This is a genomic window from Maribacter sp. HTCC2170 (genome assembly GCF_000153165.2).
Classification (GTDB): Bacteria; Bacteroidota; Bacteroidia; order Flavobacteriales; family Flavobacteriaceae; genus Maribacter_A.
Genome location: NC_014472.1, coordinates 2,599,038 through 2,620,651 on the forward strand (window position 1 = coordinate 2,599,038; position 21,614 = coordinate 2,620,651).

Consider the following 21,614-nt stretch of genomic DNA (forward strand, 5'->3'; position numbering starts at 1 on the left):
AACGTATTCGTGTATGGTTTGTAGTGTTGAGAAACTAAGTTAGCGAAAAAGGACCAAGAGTGCGGAAATTCGCCAGAATTTCCCAAACAATCCTTAAGCACTATGAAATATACACTTTGTTAGCCTTTGTTTACAAATTGTATTATCAGATTGTTCTTACAGTGTTTAAATCTATTTTCCTTTCCTTTCCTCTCAGTTCAATATTTCCCAAAGTGATTAGCTCGTAACCGTTTGTATCAGAAAGAAGATTAAAAGTCTCCGTAGAAATCAAGATGTCTACGCTGTATTGATTGCATTGCTCTTGGATTCGAGCAGTTGTATTTAACACATCTCCCGAATATATTATATCCTTTTTAATGACACCAATTTCACCAGCCATCACAAGCCCATAATGAAGGCCTGCCTTGAATTCTGGCATAACCTTATATTTTTGTTCGTAGATGGGCCGTAAAACAGTCAATTTTTCTTGAATTTCAGTAAAACACCTGAGGCAATTGGCATTTCGAACCCCCTTCTTAATTGACCATGAGATTACAATTTCATCTCCAACATATTGATAAATTTCGCCCTCATTGTTTAATATCGTATCTGCAATGTCAGAAAACAGATCATTTAATAAATGAAAGTATTTCTCATTGCCAATTTTTTCTGCAATTGTTGTTGAAGAACGCATGTCCATAAACATGAAAATTCGTTCCTCTTTTTTAGGTTGGTGGTAATTTCCGGCAAGGAATTTTAGCAACATACCAGGGCCAAATTTATCATTGACTTGTAATAGAAAAAGCGTTGCAAGTGTGATGAAACCCCATAAAATAAAATAGGTTAACAATGCTAAATCGAAAACGTGCCCGAGTGTGATTTTCACAGTGTCATAGGTTATTCCTTGTAGTCCGTATTCTCTTACTAAGTTTGAGAATGTCGCCACGAAAGTAACCAGTATAAAAATCACCACATAAGAGATGAGCGTAGTGCCAATGGCAAATTTGAATGATCGCCTGCGAAACAGTCGACTATTAACTGAAACAAGTGCAATTCCCGCAAGTAAACCTGCAATCACACCAACGAAGATGTTCGTAAGTAAATAATACTTCACATTAAAATGAAGAGATGGACCGATAGAATATACGGAATTAAGTAATGCATAATTAAAAAAAAAGATGAATAGGTTTATGGTAACGTAGCCCAATGCAATGATGGCTACTTTGAGGAAATTCATCTTTAAATATTTCGATATTTTCATCAAATGAAGGCTAACGTGTTTGTATATGGTTTGTTACGTGTTTTAAGTGTCCAATTTAGCAAATACAAACTGAATAGAAAATCCGAGAGAATTTTTGTAAGTAGGCTAGAACTAGTAATAAATTATATACGGTGTTAGCAATAGTTTTCATTTTTCAGTGAACAAATATTCTGCATACCTCAAACCAGTTACAACTAAATTATTTCGATCTAGAGCATTCTCTGTAAATTCATTTAAAATTCTTTTATCTATTTTTCTACCTTTAATCATAACCCATTCAGGATTATTCAATACACTCAAATCTTCAAGAGGATTTTTAGATGTCAATATAAAATTTGCCAATTTGCCTTTCTCAATCGATCCAATTTGTTCCAATTCTGTATGTGTTTTGGTTGGATTGATTGTTGCTGTTTTTAATACGTCATAATTGCTTAATCCTGCTTCTTTGTAGAATGCGAGTTCTTGATGAATAGAGTATCCAGGGGCTGTAATGCCTATGCCTGCGTCTGTTCCGCAAATTATATTTACTCCAACTTCATTCATCCTTTTTATGATATATAAATGAAATTGATGTTGAGTATGAATATATGTTTTGATGGAGCTATTATTTTCTTTTTCGTTTGCCCATCTATCGTATTGTACCTTACTATCGAACTTTTGCATTAGTGGATTTACATAATAGGCGGGGTCTGATGTCAAAACATCTTCACCTAGTTCAAGCATTTCAAAAATCTTGTAGTAGCCTGTCAATGTTGGACAAAATGATTTTTGGGTACGCGCGAATTTTTGAATTATTGTGTCTAGTTTTATACTGTCAAGTTTGTACTCGAGTGCTTGCTGAACAATTTCCTCTGCATGTTCAATGCTCGATATTTGAGGTTGAAATTGGTCTAGATAAGGTATTTCTCGGCTGGGATGAGATACAATCGAAATATTAGAAAGGATCGATTGCTCTAAAACAGCATGTTCAATGTTTTCTGGTAAACCAGCATAGGTTTTAATAAAATCAAACCCTCGTTTTTTATAGGATATAACCAATTGTTTAGCTTCTTCAGGAGTGCTGACCTGTACTTTGTCATCTCCAAAGTCATTTTCACCTGTTAGTTTGGGACCCGAAGTAAAAAATAGCGGGCCAATAATATTCTCGTCATTTAAGGCTTTTTTTATTCTTAAATGCATAGGGTATCCCCATAAATTTCTAATGGTGGTCACACTATTGGCTAGATAGAGTCCAAGCTCTTGTTTGTCCCATAGGTGCGTATGCATATCAATTAATCCTGGAGACAAAAATTTGTTTTCCCCATCTATGATTTCAATGCCTTCCATCCGAATTGAATCAGCGATGTTTTCAATAATTCCATTTTTCACCCATATCGTTTTATGTGTCAAAATGGTGTCTTTTGACATGGGTACGATATTGATATTGGTTATTAAGTAGGAAGTTTCATGTAGACTAGGGTTATTTTTAATTTTGAGATATGCGGTATTATAAACATCCACTATTACGAAAAAGACAACTACAATAGTTAATGTTAAAAATAAAGCTGAAATTATTTTTATTATTCTTTTTAAGTATTTCATTTTTGTAATTATTGCTAACGGTTTTGTATAATATTAGTTGCGTTGTTTAAGCACCTAATTTAGCAAATACAAACCGAATAGAAAATCCGCTAGGATTTTCGTAAGTAGGCTTGCACTAGCAATTAATTTTATACGTTGTTAGCTACAGTTTATTTTACAAAATACATTTCCAAATCCCCTTTTCCCTTTGCAAAGATCTTTCCACGAGAAAGACATTTAAAGTCGTTTTTAATCTGTTCATAGGTGGATGAAGATATATTGATTTTACCTACCTCACCAGCGAATTCTATTCTGCTGGCAGTATTTATTGTGTCTCCAAAAAGGTCGTACGCAAACTTCTTTTTACCAACAACACCTGCTACTACAGTTCCTGAATGTATCCCAACCCTCATTTTCCATTTTATTTCATGGCTTTTATTTCTCTCCTCAAGATAGGATAGCATCATTTGTGCTGCTCTAATACAGTTTGCAGCGTGATTTGCCATTTCTTTTTCAAGGCCACATGCTGCCATATATGAATCACCAATTGTTTCAATTTTTTCAACTTCCGTTTCTGCCATTATTTCATCGAATCGACCAAAAATGTCATTGAGTTCATTGACCAAAGTGATTGCCGATATGGATGCTACAAGCTTCGTAAAATTTTCAAAATCAGTAAATAGTACAGTGATATCCTTATGTCTTTTAGGAATTGTTTTACCGCTTTCTTTTAAGTCCCTGATTATGTTTGCTGGTAGAATATTATGCAGAAGGTCATCTGATTTTTTCTGTTCAGCCATTAAAGATTCCTCTGATTTATCAATTAGAACAGACAAACTGGATATGAGTATGAGGCAAATGAATCCAGTAATGCTGATATTAACTATTTGCGATATGTAAGAATCTATTCCGTCAAAATGAGCTGTTATATTTGATTGAAATATTACAGTAATAATCAATGTCAGGCAAGCTAGAATACTAAAGATATGGGCTATATCCCTTGTCTTTCTGGGGAAAGTCATGTATGGTAGGATGATAATTAGGAAACAAACGATTGCAACGCCTGAGGAATATCCCAACAAATAAAGAAACAAGAGAACACACATATAAGATGCCAGAATAAGCCATATAGAAGCTAGGACCCGCCACCCTTTCCTGTTGAAAATTAAGGCCATAAGAAACATTAAACCCAACAAGGCATTACTCCCATAAATCGCTAATGAGTCTGTGAGAGACAATGCAATTAGCATCCAAATTACATTATAAATTACTCCTAAAATCGAAGCGATATTCGTTACGCGCAAATATCTGATTTCAGTAAAGGAAGAGTTATCATTAGCACCAATGTCTATCATTCTTTGAAAGAATCCAGATTTTTTTTATCATAAGTTGACATAAGCTCTTCTTAATTTCTATGGATTATTCTCGTATTCTATTGTAGCCAACGTGTTCGTGTATGGTTTCGTTGCGATCAGCACTAAGATAGCAAATAGGAGAGAACCAAGTTCAGTAGCGTTGTAAATTCCGAGTAGGAATTTCAGAGCAATGAACTATACGCGTTGTTGGCTACAGTTTTTTATTTTTCAATAATTTCCCAAGATTTATTGGCATTGTTGAGGAATTTAGGTTCATTTTTATTCCACTTTTCTTTTGCATGAAATATTGGTGCATCGAAAAATAGATAGAGTTTTTCATCCACAACTTTAAAGGAAGTAGGTGTACTTGGATATTTTCCAGGTTTATTGATTCCGATTCCGTCGCCAACTTCCATTCCGAGTCCAAACGCACAATAACCTCCATATTGAGGTAGAAAATTTTCAGGGTTTTCTGAAAAAAGGGATTTATTCTGTTCATTCGCAAACAAATATTTGACTCCGTCATATTTAGAAGAAAAGGTAGTGTCTCCTTTAGTGGCTTTATTATTTGTGAAATATTCAGTTACATCATAACCACCAACACCAATATTTTCATCATTCATATAGTAGGAACTTCCATCTTTGTTAAAGTAATCGTCGACATGGATTTTAAAGTAGTAAAAATAAAACCCAACTAAAAGGATTAAAAAAATTCCTATAAATATTCCTATTCTTTTTAAATAGTTCATTGTTTTTAATTGTTGCCAACGTTTCGGCTATGATTTCGTAGCGATAAATTAATTAGGATTTTTCGCTCTAGAAATCCAGCCACATAAAAGTAAGAATTTTCAGGATAAGGGAGTGCAGCTATGAACTATAGGTATTGTTGTAAAAAGTGTTTATTTAATCTCGTACGGTATGCTTTCAGATAGGAAAAAAGTTCGCGAATGAAATTAAGTTTTACTCCATTCACATTGGAAAATAACCACAACGATCAGTGCTGGAATAAGAAGTCCATCTGTGCAAAGTTTTCCAAGTCCTTCTGCGAACTGTTAACAAATCCGATTACTGATATTGGAATTATTAGGTATGTGTCCAGCACTTTTTTACAACATTGCACTAACTGTAATGGGGAGCTATTACAGTTCAAACATTTATGAATACAAATTATCACGAACTAAGATAGGTGCGGCGACTATAAACTCCAACGATTGCCGACTTCAGAGAGTGGTTTGCATGGTTCGTAGTTACCCGGAATGGGGTCGTAGCTCAATACCTTTTCGCCTATTTCTTCAGAAGTGAAATAGGCCCATATCGCCATTGATTTCATTGAACGATAAAAACCAATGGGTTCTTGGTTACCAATGGTAGTGCCCCAAATTCTTGGATTAAATTTACCCGATGACTTTTCTTCGGCTTTTAATACCTCATCTCTTTTGGACTCATCAAGGCTAGCAAAGATAGTACCGAATTTCTCCTTACAACGATTATTGAAGGTGGTGATTTCATTCCGCATGTTTTGCTGTCCTTTTTGGTCATAGGTTTGAGAAACTACTTTGTCAATGAACACATCTACTTTTACATCCAAAGCTCCTGGTGTATCTGTTCGTGGTAAAATCATTTCGACCAGCGTGCCTACAGTGTTGGCTTCTATCTTTGTAAAGAATTCAGGTTTCCAGGTCAATCTTGGTTCATTCTCGCAAGATTGTAGTAATGAAATCATTGTGGGCATTGCAACGGCAGCACCTGCCAATAAACCTGTTTTTTTAAGTGCGCTTCTTCTATCCATAACCTAAAGGTTCATTTTTTTTAATTCAGATACTGCATGGTTCGCAGCTCTCGCGGTAATTGCCATATAAGTCAATGACGGATTCACGCAAGAAGAAGAAGTCATACAAGCACCATCGGTAACGAAAACGTTGTTCGCGGCATGAACTTGGTTAAATCCGTTCAGCACGGAGGTTTTTGGGTCCAGACCCATTCTAGCGGTGCCCATCTCGTGCACACCATAACCGGGTGGGTGTTCATTGTCAAAGCCTATAATATCTTTTAATCCCGACTTTTGGAGCATTTCCACTGCATCTTCTTGAATTTGCTTATTAGCTGCTCTTTCGTTTTCCTTAAATTCTGCGTCAATTGCTAAAGTAGGTTGTCCCCATTTATCCAAAACATCAGTATTCAAACTAACTTGATTATCATGATAGGGCAAACACTCTGCAAAACCTGTAATGAAGAATTCCCACGACCCAGGTTTTAGGATGCTTTCTTTAAAATCGGCTCCAAAATTTTCGTTATTGGCAGCGTTTCCACCGCGATATCCTCCTCCTTGATAGCCAAAGCCACGTAGAAATTTATCGTTCTTGGTTTTCTCATCTACATTCCAATATCTGGGAATATAAATTCCGTTAGGCCGTCTACCCTTATAATATTTATCATCGAATCCTTCCACTTTTCCCATGGCTCCAACTCTATAGGTATGATCCATAAGATTGTGGCCAAGTTCTCCACTATCGTTTCCAAATCCGTTTTCAAAGCGGTTTGATTTTGAATTCAACAAAATCTGAGTTGTACTCAAAGTTGAGGCATTGCAGAAAATCACTTTGGCCGAATATTCAATGTCTTCATTGGTCTCTGCGTCGATGATACGAACGCCAGTAGCTTTGTCCTTAGTGTCATCATAAATAATCGACTGCACTATCGAAAATGGTCGAATTGTCAATTTACCAGTTGCATGGGCTGCAGGTAGCGTAACTGAGTTACTACTGAAATAGGCTCCGTACGGGCAACCTCTGCTACATCTATTCCTGTTTTGACATTGCCCCCTTCCGTTATGTGGTACCGTTAAATGAGCACACCTCCCTATAATTAAATGCCTACTGTCAAACTCCTTTTCAATTCTACTTTTTATATGTTTTTCTACACAATTGAGCTCCATCGGCGGTAGAAAATGGCTATCTGGTAATTGTGGAAGCCCTAAAGGTTCTCCGCTAATACCTGCAAATTTCTCCACATAGGTATACCATGGTTCAATATCCTTGTATCTCATTGGCCAATCTACTCCGTGACCATCTTTGGAATTTGCCTCAAAATCCAGATCGCTCCAGCGATACGTTTGCTTTCCCCATAACAAAGACCTTCCACCCATTTGATGGGCACGAAGCCATAAAAAAGGTTTTACTTCCGTATAAGGATTGGCCTCATCATCTGCCCAGAAATGGGCTGTATCAGTACCTACCCAATTTGAACGGATACTAACTTGGTGTTTTTTTCTTTGTTCAGGAGTCAGTCCGCCTCTTAGCTCGGTATCCCAAGGGTCTAAGTTCATGGTTGGATAATCTTTTACGTGCTCAACGATTCTGCCCCGCTCGAGAACTAGGGTTTTGAGGCCCTTTTCGCAGAGTTCCTTTGCAGCCCAGCCACCGCTGATACCGGAGCCGATAACGATGGCGTCATAGACCATATCCTTTTTTGCATCAATATTGAAATTTGCCATGTATAACGTATTGCTAGTAGCCACCAAGTTAATGAATAAAACAGAAGCTCGACTTATAAATATTTAAAGAAAGAACAAGGCGAATTACTAGCATATATTTGGTTGGTGATTGTGACGATCGGCAATCACTGATTTCGAATAGAAGCAAAGTGGTGCAACATTTTTTACAACGGTTTAGCTATGAACAGTACGGGAGCAAACTAGCGTTTGCTTTCCGCCACACATATAGCGAAATCTTTTTGTTTTGATTTATTTTTTCTTGTCCAGAGCAAAATCCCAAAGATTTTGCGGACTTCATAAATGTACACAAACCCTGCGATTTAGCCCGAAGCCCGTATTGTTTATAGGCTGTGTTGTGAAATGTTATTTTACTCTAGAAATCTTTTTTTGTTCTTCACAAAATCTTCTTTCTTTGGCATGTAGTCTTTCTCAATTTGTCCATTTACAATCAATTCATCGAAATAAATTTTTGCTCCAATGGTATTGAACAAATCGTCTGTATTTTGAAGTTGCAAATGCAAATGAGCTGCATATGTGTTTCCAGAATTCCCGCATTGGGCAATTACCTGACCTTTTTTTACCGAATCTCCTTCTTTGAACAAAATTGTGTTTTCTTTAATGTGTGCAAATAGCAAGTATTCCTTCCTCGCTGTTTCTAAGATTATGGTATTGCCAGAGATATCAGTCTTATTTAACGTGCCAGGCACATTATCCTTGACTCCATCAATTACTTTTACAACCTTTGCGTCACAAGGGGCAATAATTTCTTTGCCAAAAACAAAATAGCTCTTATTCTTTGTTGCATCTCCTTTATATGGAGCTCCATTTGCTACCATCAATATATCAAACGCATACTGCTGGCTCAAATCTTCCATATGATAATTTAAGTCCGCAGTTTCTCCACCCCAATAGACAAAAGCTTCTTCTTTAAATGGGAAAATCATTTTGGTAGCATTTCTTTTTAATATTGAGGAATTCTCCAAGCTATTTCTTGGGATAAATAAGGCAATAATTTGGTTCTTTTTATTTAATGAAAATGATATATCCACAATAGCCTTTTCAAAAGAAGTTCTGTATACATAAGCCGAATTGTTTACGTCATAAAATTCCATTGTTTTTATTGTGCCAAAATTAGACCTAACTGTATATAGAAAATCAGTCATTTTTTCCTTAGGTATGAGACTCTTCATTACTTCATCTAGCATATTATGAACATCCTCATAATTCGATGCATTATATTTCGACTGGAACTTGGAGGCAACTTCATCAAAATTTTTATGTTCTGTTTGCGAGAAACAAAATAATGAGGTCATTATACAAATCCTCAACATTAAATATTTCATATAGTTCTTTTTAAATATTTCACAACGGTTTGGCTAAGGTTCGTTGCTGTGATTCGTCCGAAGGACAATCCAGCCGAACCTAAAGATAGCTTTTTGCGCGTGATTTCCGTTTAGGGAATCCGCAAGCAATGAATTTCAGGCTTTGTTGTAACTAGTTATTTTTATTTCCTTTCTATACAAAAGAAGCAGTAGTCCAATTGCAAAGAGTACAACACTTAGTGTTACATAAACTCTATCGTCCCATATAAAATTAGCAACTCCTGCAAGAGTCGCCCCTGCCAAGGTCATAATAGAACCTATTGGATGACTTTTTATAAAACTCCAAGAATGAGTTGCTAATCCTGCAAATAATAAAGATGGTCCGATAATCATAAAAGGGTACCATATCGCGGGAGTTTTGCTTAAATGTTGAAATAAGTTGCTCCTACCATCATAATCATCTCCAAAACTCCAAAATATAAAGTCAATAGTGCACATTCCGATATGTCCGATAACACCTAATATTGTTAAAAAGGATGCAATAGAATTAATTTTCCCTTTCGGGAATACAAAACAAAATGAAATCAAAAATGAAGCACCAATGAGATTTAACCAATGTGCAAAATCAATAGGCTTTAAGAAAAAATCAAAATCGGAAGCCATAGAAAATAATATGTGGCTAGTAACAAAAAAAAGTAATCCTATAACACAGAAAAATTTTAATCCTAATTTCATTTTTTTAATTTGTTAGAACGGTCTAGTATATGAACCGTTTTAATGGTTTATATACATTGTTGTATGCCGTTAATGCTTATTTCTAATTTACAGGTTATTCTATAATTGTTATTTCCACATTATCTATCCAAACCGTGCCAAAATCACGAAGATAAATTCCATAGTGTATCATATCCGCTTTTTCATCTACCTGAGCTTCAATTTCATAGATTTTCCAATTCCTTGAGTCCACACGATATTTGTCATGACTATCAAATAGTGGTGACATTACTTCATATGGATCGCTTGAGTGGTCAGGATCAATAGATAACCTAAAAAAGGCAAAGTTAGATTCAGTAACTTCCGTCTTAGCTGCCAATTTAAGTCGTATGGTTTTACCTCCGTAAGGCGCGGCATCTATGTACTGCCTCAGACTGGCCGTAATTTCTCCATACTTTAAGCCTTCTACACGCTGTAACATGGCTGAGTGTTTCCCTTTATAAGGGTCTTCATCACTGACGATCATTTTTACTCCTAACCGCTCAAACTTAGACCATGCCACCCAGCCATCTGGAATATCTCCAGGACGGTTGTTTTCAAAATCAGTATTGGTAGGCTCATGCAATTTATGAGGATTGAGCCAAATGTGATCATAGTCTGAATCATCAATATCAACTACTGCTGAGGTTGAATCTAAATAGATAAGAGCGTCATAGGATTTTGCTAGATTATATGGCCAGTAGAAAGGTCGTTCTTCATTGAAACTCCCTCCAGAATGTCTCGTTCCACGTTCTTGATTAAACCAATCATAAACAACGCCTTTATCTTTTATTTTACTTAGATCAATAGCCACCAAGGGCATTTTTGTCTGCGCCATGGTGTGCTCAAAGAGTTCTGCAGGAGCCGGTCCTACAGAAAAATCATGGATTCCTTTTGAAGGAACACCTAAGTCTATGGCTCTAAAATCACCTTGGTTAAAGAAAAAACCAACTATTTTTAAATCATCGCCATACATTTTTTTCAGATTAAATCCCATGTGGTTGACACCTTCAAAAGAAGCATTGGATACATGTGTATTATGTGCCCATGTTATCATCTTAGCATCCTTACCTTCATGATCCATAATCCATTTTAAATTCTGAGCCTGACCAAGATCCCTAACGTTATTGTAGTTTTCCATTTCGTTCAAATTTGAATTGATTACAATTTCTACTTGTTGTGCATGCTGTTTAGCTAGTTTCCATTCTGTGTCACTGGAGTTTTGAACATATTGCTCCTTGTTTTTATCAAATGAATCCATCACAAGACTAATTTTTTGAACGGATGATGAATCGTAATCTTCAGGTATCCATTGCCGAATTCCGATAAATTCAGGATTTGAATAAGGTATTTCTAGTGTGCCTAGTTCTGGGCGAACTTTCTTTTCCAAGGCTGGGTCAACTTTAGCCAAGTATTCCAGCATAACTCTGACTGCTCTTTCTGGGTGCTGTGGGTCAAATCCATAGAGCTTAACTTTTTTCTTATGGTCAGGGTCTGCATTGTATTCGCGCATCCATACAATAAGGTCGAGAACTTCCTTAGTTTCCCATGACCACATATAAGTACCAGCTAGTGCTTTTTCAGGATCTCCTATGCCATCTACTACGTACCGATTGATATCGCGAGCTGCGCCAAAAGGACATTCAAGTGCGAAAATGTTAAAGCCTTTTTTCTCTACCAGATATTCAATCATCCGATGTTTAAGTTGAAATACCTCGCGATTTCCGTGAGTAGGTTCGCCTAGGGATACGATACGAGCATCACCAATCATTTCACCGATTGGTAATAGGTCTTCAAATCCATTTCCAGGTTCTACACTGCTTATTTGAATTGCATTCTCAGATATCCATTCAGTCACGTGGTCTTCGGCTGATTTCTCAGCACAGGAAACCAATAATAGAAGGGCTAATAATAGGTTCGTTTTAACTGTCATTAATATTAAACTATCGGATTGTACTTAATGGCATACAACGTGTTCGTGTATGGCTTGTGCCGTTTTAGGGTTTGAGTGAGTTACACAAAATTTATATAATTTAAAGATAGATAAATTTTAGTGTATGCAGAGGCATGGGCTATACGCGTTGTTGTGTGTAGTTTTTTAACCAACATTTACATTAAACAAATATCCCACTAAAGCAGTCAATCCCATTGCCACAGTTCCCCAGAATGTAATACGAAGAATTGCTTTTCCAATACCAGAGCCACCCGCTTTGGCTGCCAATGCTCCCAAAATTATTAGAAAAAACAGTGCAAAACCGTACAATGAATATTCCATACTCTCTAATGGAAGAAAGAGAGTGACAAGAAAAGGAAGTAAACCGCCTACTGTAAATGCTCCTCCGGACGCCAATGCAGCTTGCATAGGCTTGGCTTGACTAATTTCATTAATTCCCAATTCGTCCCTAACATGAGCTCCTAATGCATCGTGTTCGGTTAATTCTTCAGCCACTTTTCTGGCAGTTTCTTTTTTCAGACCTCTTTTTTCATAAATTTCCGCTAGTCTTTGTAATTCGATTTCGGGCATTTCTTTTAGTTCTTGCTTTTCACGTTCAATGTCGGCTTTTTCGACATCTGTTTGTGAGCTTACTGAAACATATTCCCCAGCTGCCATTGATAAGGCGCCAGCAACTAAACCTGCTAATGTTGCCAAAATCACTGGTTCTCTAATATTACTCGCAGCAGCGACACCAATCGCAATACTCGCAGTTGACAAAATTCCATCATTAGCTCCTAGGACAGCAGCTCTTAACCAATTGCTTCTTTGAATATAATGTGGATCTAAATAATCATCTATTTCCTCTAATTTTTCTGCCATCTATACTGTTTATTCAAATTACACACAACCGCTTGAGCTAAGCGTAGTGCGGAGGCAAGGAAACTTTTCGTTTCCGTCTGCCGACGAAGCTAAAGCTTACTGTTTAGTTTTATTTTTTCTTGTCCAAAGCTAAATCCATAAGATTTAGCGACTTTATAAATATAAACAGACCTTTAGATTTCGCCCTAAAGTCCGCATTACGTTTAGGTTTTGTTGTGCTTTCGTTATTTTTCTAATTCTTTTTCAATATCGGTTTTTAATTGGTTTAAAGTCGTTCTAATTTGCTTTAATTGCAATATATATTCATCGTATTTTTTCTGTTGAATATCCAAAACCCAAAGAAAATCTTGATTGTTTAAAATATCAATTTCTTTTAGATTAAAGTGAAGATTTTTGCTGCCGTCTTTATGAAGAATAGGAATGAGGTTTAGGGATTTATGTTCAAATTTTGAAATTTTAGGTTTACTTTCATCGTATAGAATATTGGATGAATGAGTATATAACGGAAGTTTTACTGTGTAGGCGTTATTGATTGCTGTTCTTAAGGAATCGTTACTAACAATATCTAGCCCAGAGGATTTTAGGTCTTCAAATGGGCCATTGTCAAACCTTAAAAAGATATCTTGACTCATATTCGTATAAAAGTCGATGAAGAGCGAATCCTTGGTTTCTTTTTTGTCAAAAATATGGCTGAAAAGACTATCTAGGCCTCTTTTTTTTCTTTCAATCCTAGGGCCAGAAAAACTTTCATAAGCTTTTAGGTCCGAATTTATGGATGTAAGAAGCTCTTTTAGAATGACTGTTTCTTTATTTTTTATTTTGCGTTTTTCATTCCAATTATTTATACTTAAAGCAATTAAAATTCCAATAACAACAAGGATTATTTCTCCAATGGCATATTTAAAATACTTCCCGGTTTTATTTTTTTCCATAAGGTCGTAGCGGATTTTTCTGAAGAATTTTATCATTGGTTAGCGGTTAGTCATAATGAAGCACAACGGTTAGTATATGCAAAGTAGGCGATTGAGGGCTTCGAACCTATTGGACAGTTACGAAGTTGAAGCGGGTTGCAACCTTTGAATTTACTACTGTTACGCCTATTTTGTATATACATTGTTAGAAACAGTATTTATCCAATCTTCTATCGTTCCCAAATAATCAGGATGCAATTTAGACCAATAAGGAAAATCGCTTTCTCCAATTTTATACATTGAATGAGAGGCTCCTTCTAATAACACGTTTTTATAATTATCATTATCTGATTTTGCTAGTGCCGCTGAAATGATTTCATGACTATTTGCTGGTATTATTTCATCCCTTGTCCCTTGCAGAATCAAGATTGGTTGTTTTGTTCTTTGAAAATAAGAAATAGGACTGTAGAGAAGTTTTTTATCTATTTGAACTTCATCCAGATTTGGCACCCATACATTGGCAAACCATGAATTAGATTTTGCATTATCTATGGCCTTTTCTAAATCTGTTCTGGATAGTTTACCTGCTATAAATTCAAAAACCTTTCGTTGAAATTTGGTTGCGGCTTCAATTTCATTTCCGATTGTTTCTGCATTTCTATTTTTCCAATAATTTAAATCGCTTTCGAGCAATGAAACTCCGGGGCAACTTACGGCAACACCATATTCTAGACTTTCTAATTCATTTAAGACATACGGTATTTTAGTAGCTCCTTGGCTACTACCTTTAATTCCAATGTTCGTAAGTGAAATACCTGTCTTATCAGAAAAAAACTTGATTGCATTGATATCATCCTCCACAAGTTCCTCAATCGTAGCTATTTGCCAATCGCCTTCCGAATTTCCAGTCCCTCTTTTGTCATAATGAAACGTTGTAAATCCCCTTTGTGCAAATAGCTTAGCCTCTGCTCTTGAGGCACTCCGGTCTGCATTGCCAGATGAAGTCAGAATTACTATTCCCTTATTCCCTTCATTTTTAGGATACCAAATAGTTCCATTTATTTTTAATTCATTGGATTCGAAACTAACATCCTCATTTTTGGGGTTTTGGTTATTACTTGGCAATTCCTTTTCTAAAGTGTAAGGAACTGTAATTGAGTCTACAGTAAGAGCTCCCTGAAGTTTGCTGTTATCTTCAATCCATTTGTTTCTGAAAGAGTAAGTATAAAAATCACTTTGCAATTTAAAATTTATAGAATCACCCATTGATTCGATACCTTGAAAAGGAATACGATTTGCATTTTGTTCTAAACTCGTAAATAAAACATTGAAACTGACAGAATCTCGCTCTATTTCGAATAGTATCTTATCGGAAAAGTTACCATGTTTAAATATTCCGCTAAAGTTCCCTGTCTTTTCATCATTTTTAATTCCCGAATTGGGATCACAAGAAAATATTCCAAATGCAATGAAGACGATTATTATCCTTTTCATATGTTAAGTATTTAATTTCATGTTATATTGTTTCTAACGGTTGAGCTATGAACAGTACGGGAGCAAGTTAGCACTTGCATTCCGCCACGCAATTAGCCAAACCTTTTTGTTTTGCTTTTTCTTTTTTTATTTAACGCTAAATCCAAAAGATTTGGCGGTGTTCGTTGATATACCAGGTTTATATCTTAAGCAGCCAAGCCCGTATTGTTTATAGGTTGTGTTGTACGCTGGCATTTCCGTCCGAGTGTGTTATTTCAATTACTTTTTAGTTTTTCAGCTACTTCATCATAATATTCCTGTGTAACTACTTCAGTCCAAGAAGTTGGTTTTCCACCACCATATAAAGCCAAATACGTTACATCACTGAACTTGGTAGAAGAATGCCAATGTTCGATGTCTTTCTCACATTTAATTACATCGCCTTTTTTCAAAATTACAGGCTCATTTCCTTTCTCCTGATAATAGGCTTCTCCCTCTACAATTATTAAGACTTGCGCTGTTCCATGTTTATGCCAGTCCAAGGTTGAGTTGGCTTTAAAAGTTGCTTTTGTAATATTATAACCCAATTCCTCATCATCGTGGATAATAGCATTCAACCAAGCTTCTCCGATATAATGAGTATTTGGTGCTTTTGTTCCCTCCGTTAAATAGGAGGATACCTTGTAATCTGAGTTTTGGGAAAATACAGATACAGAGGTTAAAATTAATAGGAGGAAAATTGATTTTTTCATTTTCTTGATGTTATATATTTCTTGTTTGTTCCGATTTTCATGCTTGCGTACCACGGTTGGGCTAAGGTTCGTTGCTGTGATTCGTCCGAAGGACAATCCAGCCGAACCTAAAGATAGCTTTTTGCGCGTGATTTCCGTTTAGGAAATCCGCAAGCAATGAATTATAGGCTTTGTTGTGTTTAGTGTTTTTGTTCCAAATTAGTCAATTCCTGTCCTCGTTCTGAATCCACTCTAAATAGTTCATATTTGCTTTGAAAGGCCGTTGCTCCGTCCTGGTACATATCCATCCAAACTTTAATACCAGAATCGGTTTTCATTAAATGGTAACCATGCATGTGTAATTCATCATGAGTCTTTGTATTACCTACTTCTCCAACACAAAGGAAATTAAGGTCACCTTCGTCTTCTGAAGTAACTGCTATAAGATTCGGTTGATTCTGTAATTGACAAAAATGATTAGCTCGTAAAATTCCATTGTCAAGATTATAAACCGTTAACATTTCTGTTGGAATATCGGTTCTTAATCGTTCAATTATTACTTTATCCCTTGCACTTAAAATATATTCAAATCCGTATGTGCTTTGGTCACCATCAAGTACAGCAATCCATTTTCCTTCGAGCCCATTGAGAAACTTCATCGCATCTTCAGTATTCGTAAGAGAATTTTGGATTTCAGATTGTTTATTGGTACAACCATAAAAACTTAAGAGGATTGTAAGAATGGCGAAATATAGTATTCCATATTTTTTGGTTTTCATAGTTTGGTTTATGAATTAATAATTCAATTTAGTAGATTTTGTCACATTAAACACAACGGTCTTGTATATGAGCCGTTTTAATGGCTCATATACTTTGTTGGCAGCAGTTTTTAAAATATTCATCAATTATTGTATATGCTTTATCCACTAGATTTTCTTTAAATAGGATATCGTTATTAGTAAAAATCACAATGGTAAGCGGTCTTTCAAATTCAAAAATAGACCAGTTGTTAACCCCATAATATAATCCAGCCGATACAGCCATATCGTCAAACACTTCCCATCCCATGGCATACGAAGAATTTTTTCCTTTTAAAGTTCTCATGTCTTCAGAGTGTAATTCAATATTCATCGAAATCGGTTTGAATATTAAATCATGGAACTCTGGCGTTAATATTTTCTTATCCCGAAGTGCTTCAACATATTTACTATAATCTTCAAGATTTGTATAAATGCCTCCAGCTCCAACAAGGTCATCAACAACTTGACCCTCCATGGTTTGCCAGTTCAATAGACTATCCCTTTCATAACATAAGGCCTTCTCTTTTATGATTTGTGATGCTGACATATCGATAAATGAAGTTGAATTCATTCCAATTGGATTAAATATTTCATTTTGCATAAATTCACGAAATGAAGTGTCTGAAACAATTTCAATAATTCTAGTAAGGACATAATACCCTCCGTTATTATATTCAAATTTGCTGCCTGGTTTGAAATTCAAGCTGTCATTTTTAGAATACCATTCAATTGCATCCTTATTACTAGGAAAATTTGAAGATTCCCAATGGTCTTCAAAAACATATTCCACGTCCTGAATACCAGAAGTATGAGAAATCAGTTGATTAATCGTAACATCTCTAAATACTGGATACGGAATATATTTATAGACAGAGTCCTTCAAATCTAGCTTTCCCTGTTCTAGTAAGCGTAAAATACCTAATGCTGTGAACTGTTTAGCAAGGGAACCAGACCTCATGTTAGTAGTTGCTTTTATAGGTAGACTTTTATTTAAATCGCTCAATCCATAACCATTGGTAATTATTTTTTTTCCTTCGAAGGAGACTAGTATTGCCGCCCCTGGAGTATTATCATTGAAATATTGATTAAATAATGAGTCTATTTTTACTTCAAGCAGTCCATGGTCAATAGTTGAATCAGTTTCTTTCTTCTTTACTTCTCCACAAGAAATCAAATACAATCCTGCAAGTATGTATAGTATATATTTCATTAATTAGTCAAATTGCTGCCAACAATTGGCTAAGCGTAATATTACGTTTAGCCCTTTTTTAGTAGTACTAATCTAATGGATTTTTAATGTTTTCAAAAGTATTTGTAGCAACATGGGTGTATATTTCAGTTGTTTTGGTCGAACCGTGACCTAAAAGCACCTGGATATGTCTTAAATCTGTACCTGACTCCAATAAGTGGGTAGCAAAACTATGTCGTAAGACGTGAGGGGTGACTCGTACTCGAATTCTTGCTCTCTCAGCAGCTGATTTTACAATACTCAATACACTCTCCCCACTATATTTTTTCCCATACCTTCCTTCAAAAAGATATACTTGTGGCCGATATTTAGTGAAGTAAAGCCTTAAATCGTGAAGGCATGTTTTAGACAGTAAAGTTTGTCTATCCTTATTACCTTTAGAATCGGAAACATGAATCAACATTCGTTTACTATCCACATCATTTATTTTTAGATTCAATAGTTCACTACGCCGCAAACCTGACCCATATAGTAACTGTACAATACACCTATGCTTAATATTATTGGTGTTTTCAATGATAGTAAGTATCTCATCTTTTGAAATTACCTTAGGTAGTTTAGATTCCTTTCTGGGTCTTTCAATCTCATAAAACCGATTAGGCATTCCCAAAACAACTTCATAGTAAAACTTGATAGCGTTTATTGATTGGTTTAGATAGGAATTGGAAACATTCCTGTGTATCAGTTTTTGAAGAAAAGCCCTTATGTCACTTTCATTGATCGCATTCAGTTCTTTGTACTTATAATGATTGATGAACAGTTCAAAAAAGGACACGTAGGTGCGAACTGTGCTGTTTGCATACCTTTTTAGTTCCAGTTTTAATAAATACTCTTCTGGGCATAACCTGTATTCAGGTATCGGCTTCCTTTTCCTGAACCACTCGATATCAACAGTCCCATTATTGGTGTTGACAGGTTTGTTTGTTAAAAACCGGTTGTAGTTTATCCAGACTGTTCCCTTGAAAGTATTGAATATAATTCCAAGATTACCCTTTGTATTGGAGATATAGGCCATGTTGTGCAGCTTACTCCATTTCGGATTTGGAAGACCTCTGATTAAGCCCTGTATCAACTTATCGGGGGAAAATTTAATGCCTATCATCTTTTGATTGTTGATCATAAGATGGTAAAGTGTTATCGATTTTAAAGTATTCATATGACAAGTTTACCCATGTTTTATATATTTAATAGTATATTAACCATATAATATGCGATTAAAAATGACTATGATTAAAAACTGTCCGGTGTGTGGTGTAGCCTTAAAAGGAAGATCTGATAAGAAATTCTGTTCCACAAAATGCAAATCCATACAGCAGTATGAGCAGCGTCAAGAAACTGAAGTTTTTTACCTAAAAGTGGATAGGCAGTTAAGGGTCAATAGAAAATTGTTAAAGCGATATAATAAATCTGGTTTCACTACAATTAGAAAATCCGAACTTATCTCTCAAGGATTCAATCCTAAATTCTTCACCCACTATTGGAAGAACAAAAAAAATGAGGTATATCTTTTCGTTTATGAATATGGATTTTTGAGAACCAAAAACAACGGAAAGGAAAAATATGTTTTGGTCACTTGGCAAGAATATATGGCAAAATAGCCTCCAAAGTTCTAGGTTCCAAAGTTCTACGTTCATAAGATGTCATATAAATGTACTTAAAATCCAATATGATTTAACTTCAATTTGTTGTACCTATGCTGCACCTTAAAAAAGAAAAAGGAACCTCAATTTTTGAAGTTCCTTTGTTTACTGGTAGCGAGAGAGGGACTTGAACCCTCGGCCTCCGGGTTATGAATCCGACGCTCTAACCAGCTGAGCTACCTCGCCATGTTGTTTAAAACGGCTGCAAATATAAAGTTTAATTTTTTGTTCTTCAACATTCAATTGCTAAAAAATATTCTAACCCTTTTAATTTTTTTATCATTTAGAAATATATATATTGCCCTTAATAAATACCAAATCGTAATGAGCGATAAGATTAAGTTTGAAATTGAGTTTGTGATACAGTCATCACCTCAATTGTTATATCAGTACCTTTCAACGCCCTCAGGTCTTTCTGAGTGGTTTGCGGACAATGTGAATTCTCGTGGTGAAAAATTCAGTTTCATTTGGGATGGGACAGAGGAAGATGCAATACTCCTGAAAAAGAAAAGTGATGAGTTTGTAAAATTTGCTTGGGAAGAAGTTGAAGATGACGCATATTTTGAGATGAAGATCATTGTTGATGAGATAACAAAAGATGTATCACTTTTTATAACCGACTTCGCTGAGGAAGATGAACTGGATGAGGCTAAGATGCTATGGGAAAACCAGATAACAGATTTAAAACATGTTTTAGGTTCCAAATAGAATCAACTTATTATTATACAGTATATTTGGCCTTGATTTTTCAAGGCTTTTTTTATGATAAATTTTGACGGCGAATTACTTTCAAAAGACACTGATTTTTTAAACCACGAAAATAGGGGTTTAAAGTATGGTGATTCTCTTTTTGAGACTCTTCGAGTGATTAATGGGAAGATGTTTTTTTGGGAAGAGCATTATCTTAGATTAATGTCGTCAATGCGAATCCTGAGGATGGAGATTCCAATGAACTTTACCATGGAATTTCTTGAAGGGCAAATAATCACGTCTATTAAGGCAAATCAGCTACAAACTGAAGCTGCCCGAATTCGATTGACAGTTTTTAGGAAAAATGGCGGATTATATTCACCCAACACGAACGATGTCTCTTTTTTAATTGAAACAAAATTGCTTAGCTCTTCTTTTTATACTATTGAAGACCATGCCTATGAAGTTGAACTATTTAAAGACTTTTTTGTTAATCCTGATATGCTTTCAACTCTAAAGACCAATAATAGAATTCTAAATGTGGTCGGGAGCATATTTGCCAAAGAAAATGATTATCAGAATTGTTTGTTATTGAACGCAAATAAGAACGTCGTAGAGGCGTTGAACGCAAATCTATTTCTGGTAAAGGGAAAAGTTATAAAAACGCCCCCTGTTTCTGATGGGTGTTTAAAAGGGATTATTCGCAACAAATTAATTGGTATTATAAAGAATATAGGAGAATATACACTAGTGGAGGCTTCCATTTCTCCATTTGAACTCCAAAAAGCTGATGAGCTCTTTATTACAAATTCTATTATCGGCATTCAACCAATAACAAAATATAGGAAAAAGGAATTTGAAAGTCATGTCGCTAAAAACCTATTGGGTAAATTAAATGCAGCCGCGAGGCTAGGCTAGTTTAAACTTGGATTTTCAGGAGCATTGGACCATAACAGATAATTACCTCCAAGCTCAACCATTTTTTCTTTCCAAAAAGCCACAGAAGATTTTTGAATAATGGCGCTTTCATATTCGTTGGGTACGACAATCCATGATTTGGAGGATAGTTCTTCGTCCAATTGCAAAGAAGACCATCCTGAATAGCCTAAAAAGAAACGTATATCCTGATCGGCAATTACACCTTCGTTTATAAGATTAACCGTCTTTTCAAAATCCCCACCCCAATAAATGCCATCGGAAATTTCTATACTATTGTCTATAAGATGTGGAACCTTATGAATAAAATATAGGTTGTCTTGCTCAACAGGCCCTCCGTTAAATACCTGTAAGGGAATCGAAATTTCGGTCACAAGATCATTGATGTGGTATTCCAGAGGTTTGTTCAAAATAAAACCAACAGAACCTTCTTCATTGTGTTCAGCCAACAGAACTACCGATCTATTGAAAGAAACGTCACCCGTGAGTGTTGGTTCTGCAATAAGCAATTTGCCTTTTTTTGGTTTTAAATCTACCATGTAAATAATTTCTTGCAGTAACTAAAATAAGATAAATCCTATAAAGAACAAATTGGAGGAAAATAAAAAAGCCTTGACAGTTAAGTCAAGGCTTTTGAATAATATGG

The 21,614-nt window shown here is 35.6% G+C and carries 20 protein-coding genes and 1 tRNA gene; 3 read left to right on the forward strand and 18 right to left on the reverse strand.

The annotated features are described in order from the left end of the window. Positions 1–145: 145 nt before the first annotated feature. The 16 genes from FB2170_RS11340 to FB2170_RS11415 form a co-directional block, all read right to left on the reverse strand. The gene (locus FB2170_RS11340; RefSeq protein WP_237701130.1) at positions 146–1,216 is read right to left on the reverse strand and encodes an adenylate/guanylate cyclase domain-containing protein; all 1,071 of its coding nucleotides are present in this window, start codon (positions 1,214–1,216) and stop codon (positions 146–148) included. Positions 1,217–1,387: 171 nt separating this feature from the next. Next, positions 1,388–2,647: an amidohydrolase family protein gene (locus tag FB2170_RS11345; protein WP_237701131.1), complete on the reverse strand. Its 1,260-nt coding sequence runs from the start codon at positions 2,645–2,647 to the stop codon at positions 1,388–1,390. A gap of 323 nt (positions 2,648–2,970) precedes the next feature. After that, entirely contained in the window at positions 2,971–4,155 is a 1,185-nt protein-coding gene (locus FB2170_RS17045; RefSeq protein WP_013306699.1) for an adenylate/guanylate cyclase domain-containing protein, read from the reverse strand. A gap of 221 nt (positions 4,156–4,376) precedes the next feature. Next, positions 4,377–4,904, reverse strand: a complete 528-nt coding sequence (locus tag FB2170_RS11355; RefSeq protein ID WP_013306700.1) for a YHS domain-containing (seleno)protein — start codon at positions 4,902–4,904, stop codon at positions 4,377–4,379. 446 nt (positions 4,905–5,350) lie between these two features. Next, entirely contained in the window at positions 5,351–5,944 is a 594-nt protein-coding gene (locus FB2170_RS11360; protein WP_013306701.1) for a gluconate 2-dehydrogenase subunit 3 family protein, read from the reverse strand. Positions 5,945–5,947: 3 nt separating this feature from the next. Continuing rightward, positions 5,948–7,648: a GMC oxidoreductase gene (locus FB2170_RS11365; RefSeq protein WP_013306702.1), complete on the reverse strand. Its 1,701-nt coding sequence runs from the start codon at positions 7,646–7,648 to the stop codon at positions 5,948–5,950. A 368-nt stretch (positions 7,649–8,016) separates the two neighbouring features. Further along, entirely contained in the window at positions 8,017–8,991 is a 975-nt protein-coding gene (locus tag FB2170_RS11370) for a DUF3887 domain-containing protein (RefSeq protein WP_041632820.1), read from the reverse strand. Positions 8,992–9,126: 135 nt separating this feature from the next. After that, on the reverse strand, positions 9,127–9,705 hold the full coding sequence (locus FB2170_RS11375) for a hypothetical protein (protein WP_013306704.1): 579 nt from the start codon (positions 9,703–9,705) through the stop codon (positions 9,127–9,129). Between the two features lie 94 nt (positions 9,706–9,799). After that, positions 9,800–11,656, reverse strand: a complete 1,857-nt coding sequence (locus FB2170_RS11380) for an erythromycin esterase family protein (RefSeq protein ID WP_013306705.1) — start codon at positions 11,654–11,656, stop codon at positions 9,800–9,802. Positions 11,657–11,821: 165 nt separating this feature from the next. Next, positions 11,822–12,538: a VIT family protein gene (locus tag FB2170_RS11385; RefSeq protein WP_013306706.1), complete on the reverse strand. Its 717-nt coding sequence runs from the start codon at positions 12,536–12,538 to the stop codon at positions 11,822–11,824. Between the two features lie 224 nt (positions 12,539–12,762). Beyond that, positions 12,763–13,506: a DUF6090 family protein gene (locus FB2170_RS11390; RefSeq protein ID WP_049782648.1), complete on the reverse strand. Its 744-nt coding sequence runs from the start codon at positions 13,504–13,506 to the stop codon at positions 12,763–12,765. 129 nt (positions 13,507–13,635) lie between these two features. Then, positions 13,636–14,943 (reverse strand): alpha/beta hydrolase family protein, encoded by a 1,308-nt coding sequence (locus tag FB2170_RS11395; RefSeq protein ID WP_013306708.1) that lies wholly within the window; start codon positions 14,941–14,943, stop codon positions 13,636–13,638. Positions 14,944–15,197: 254 nt separating this feature from the next. Further along, positions 15,198–15,674: a cupin domain-containing protein gene (locus FB2170_RS11400; protein WP_013306709.1), complete on the reverse strand. Its 477-nt coding sequence runs from the start codon at positions 15,672–15,674 to the stop codon at positions 15,198–15,200. A 179-nt stretch (positions 15,675–15,853) separates the two neighbouring features. Next, the gene (locus FB2170_RS11405) at positions 15,854–16,432 is read right to left on the reverse strand and encodes a hypothetical protein (RefSeq protein ID WP_013306710.1); all 579 of its coding nucleotides are present in this window, start codon (positions 16,430–16,432) and stop codon (positions 15,854–15,856) included. 85 nt (positions 16,433–16,517) lie between these two features. Beyond that, positions 16,518–17,663 carry a serine hydrolase domain-containing protein gene (locus tag FB2170_RS11410; protein WP_013306711.1) on the reverse strand — a complete coding sequence of 382 codons (1,146 nt, stop codon included), beginning with the start codon at positions 17,661–17,663 and terminating at the stop codon, positions 16,518–16,520. 67 nt (positions 17,664–17,730) lie between these two features. Beyond that, positions 17,731–18,858, reverse strand: coding sequence for a tyrosine-type recombinase/integrase (locus tag FB2170_RS11415; RefSeq protein ID WP_193363978.1), 1,128 nt, complete (start codon positions 18,856–18,858; stop codon positions 17,731–17,733). A 52-nt stretch (positions 18,859–18,910) separates the two neighbouring features. Between FB2170_RS11415 and FB2170_RS11420 the strand changes: the two genes are divergently transcribed. Further along, positions 18,911–19,300: a DUF2116 family Zn-ribbon domain-containing protein gene (locus tag FB2170_RS11420; RefSeq protein WP_410503860.1), complete on the forward strand. Its 390-nt coding sequence runs from the start codon at positions 18,911–18,913 to the stop codon at positions 19,298–19,300. Positions 19,301–19,451: 151 nt separating this feature from the next. Here the strand turns inward: FB2170_RS11420 and FB2170_RS11425 are convergent. Continuing rightward, positions 19,452–19,528 (reverse strand) — tRNA-Met (locus FB2170_RS11425). Between the two features lie 138 nt (positions 19,529–19,666). Here FB2170_RS11425 and FB2170_RS11430 point away from each other — a divergent pair. Then, positions 19,667–20,050 (forward strand): START-like domain-containing protein, encoded by a 384-nt coding sequence (locus FB2170_RS11430; RefSeq protein ID WP_041633191.1) that lies wholly within the window; start codon positions 19,667–19,669, stop codon positions 20,048–20,050. A gap of 54 nt (positions 20,051–20,104) precedes the next feature. Next, positions 20,105–20,950 carry an aminotransferase class IV gene (locus FB2170_RS11435; RefSeq protein ID WP_013306715.1) on the forward strand — a complete coding sequence of 282 codons (846 nt, stop codon included), beginning with the start codon at positions 20,105–20,107 and terminating at the stop codon, positions 20,948–20,950. On the opposite strand, the gene FB2170_RS11440 is transcribed toward FB2170_RS11435, so the two are convergent. Then, the gene (locus FB2170_RS11440) at positions 20,947–21,507 is read right to left on the reverse strand and encodes a YqgE/AlgH family protein (protein WP_013306716.1); all 561 of its coding nucleotides are present in this window, start codon (positions 21,505–21,507) and stop codon (positions 20,947–20,949) included. The genes FB2170_RS11435 and FB2170_RS11440 overlap by 4 nt on opposite strands. Positions 21,508–21,614 lie beyond the last annotated feature (107 nt).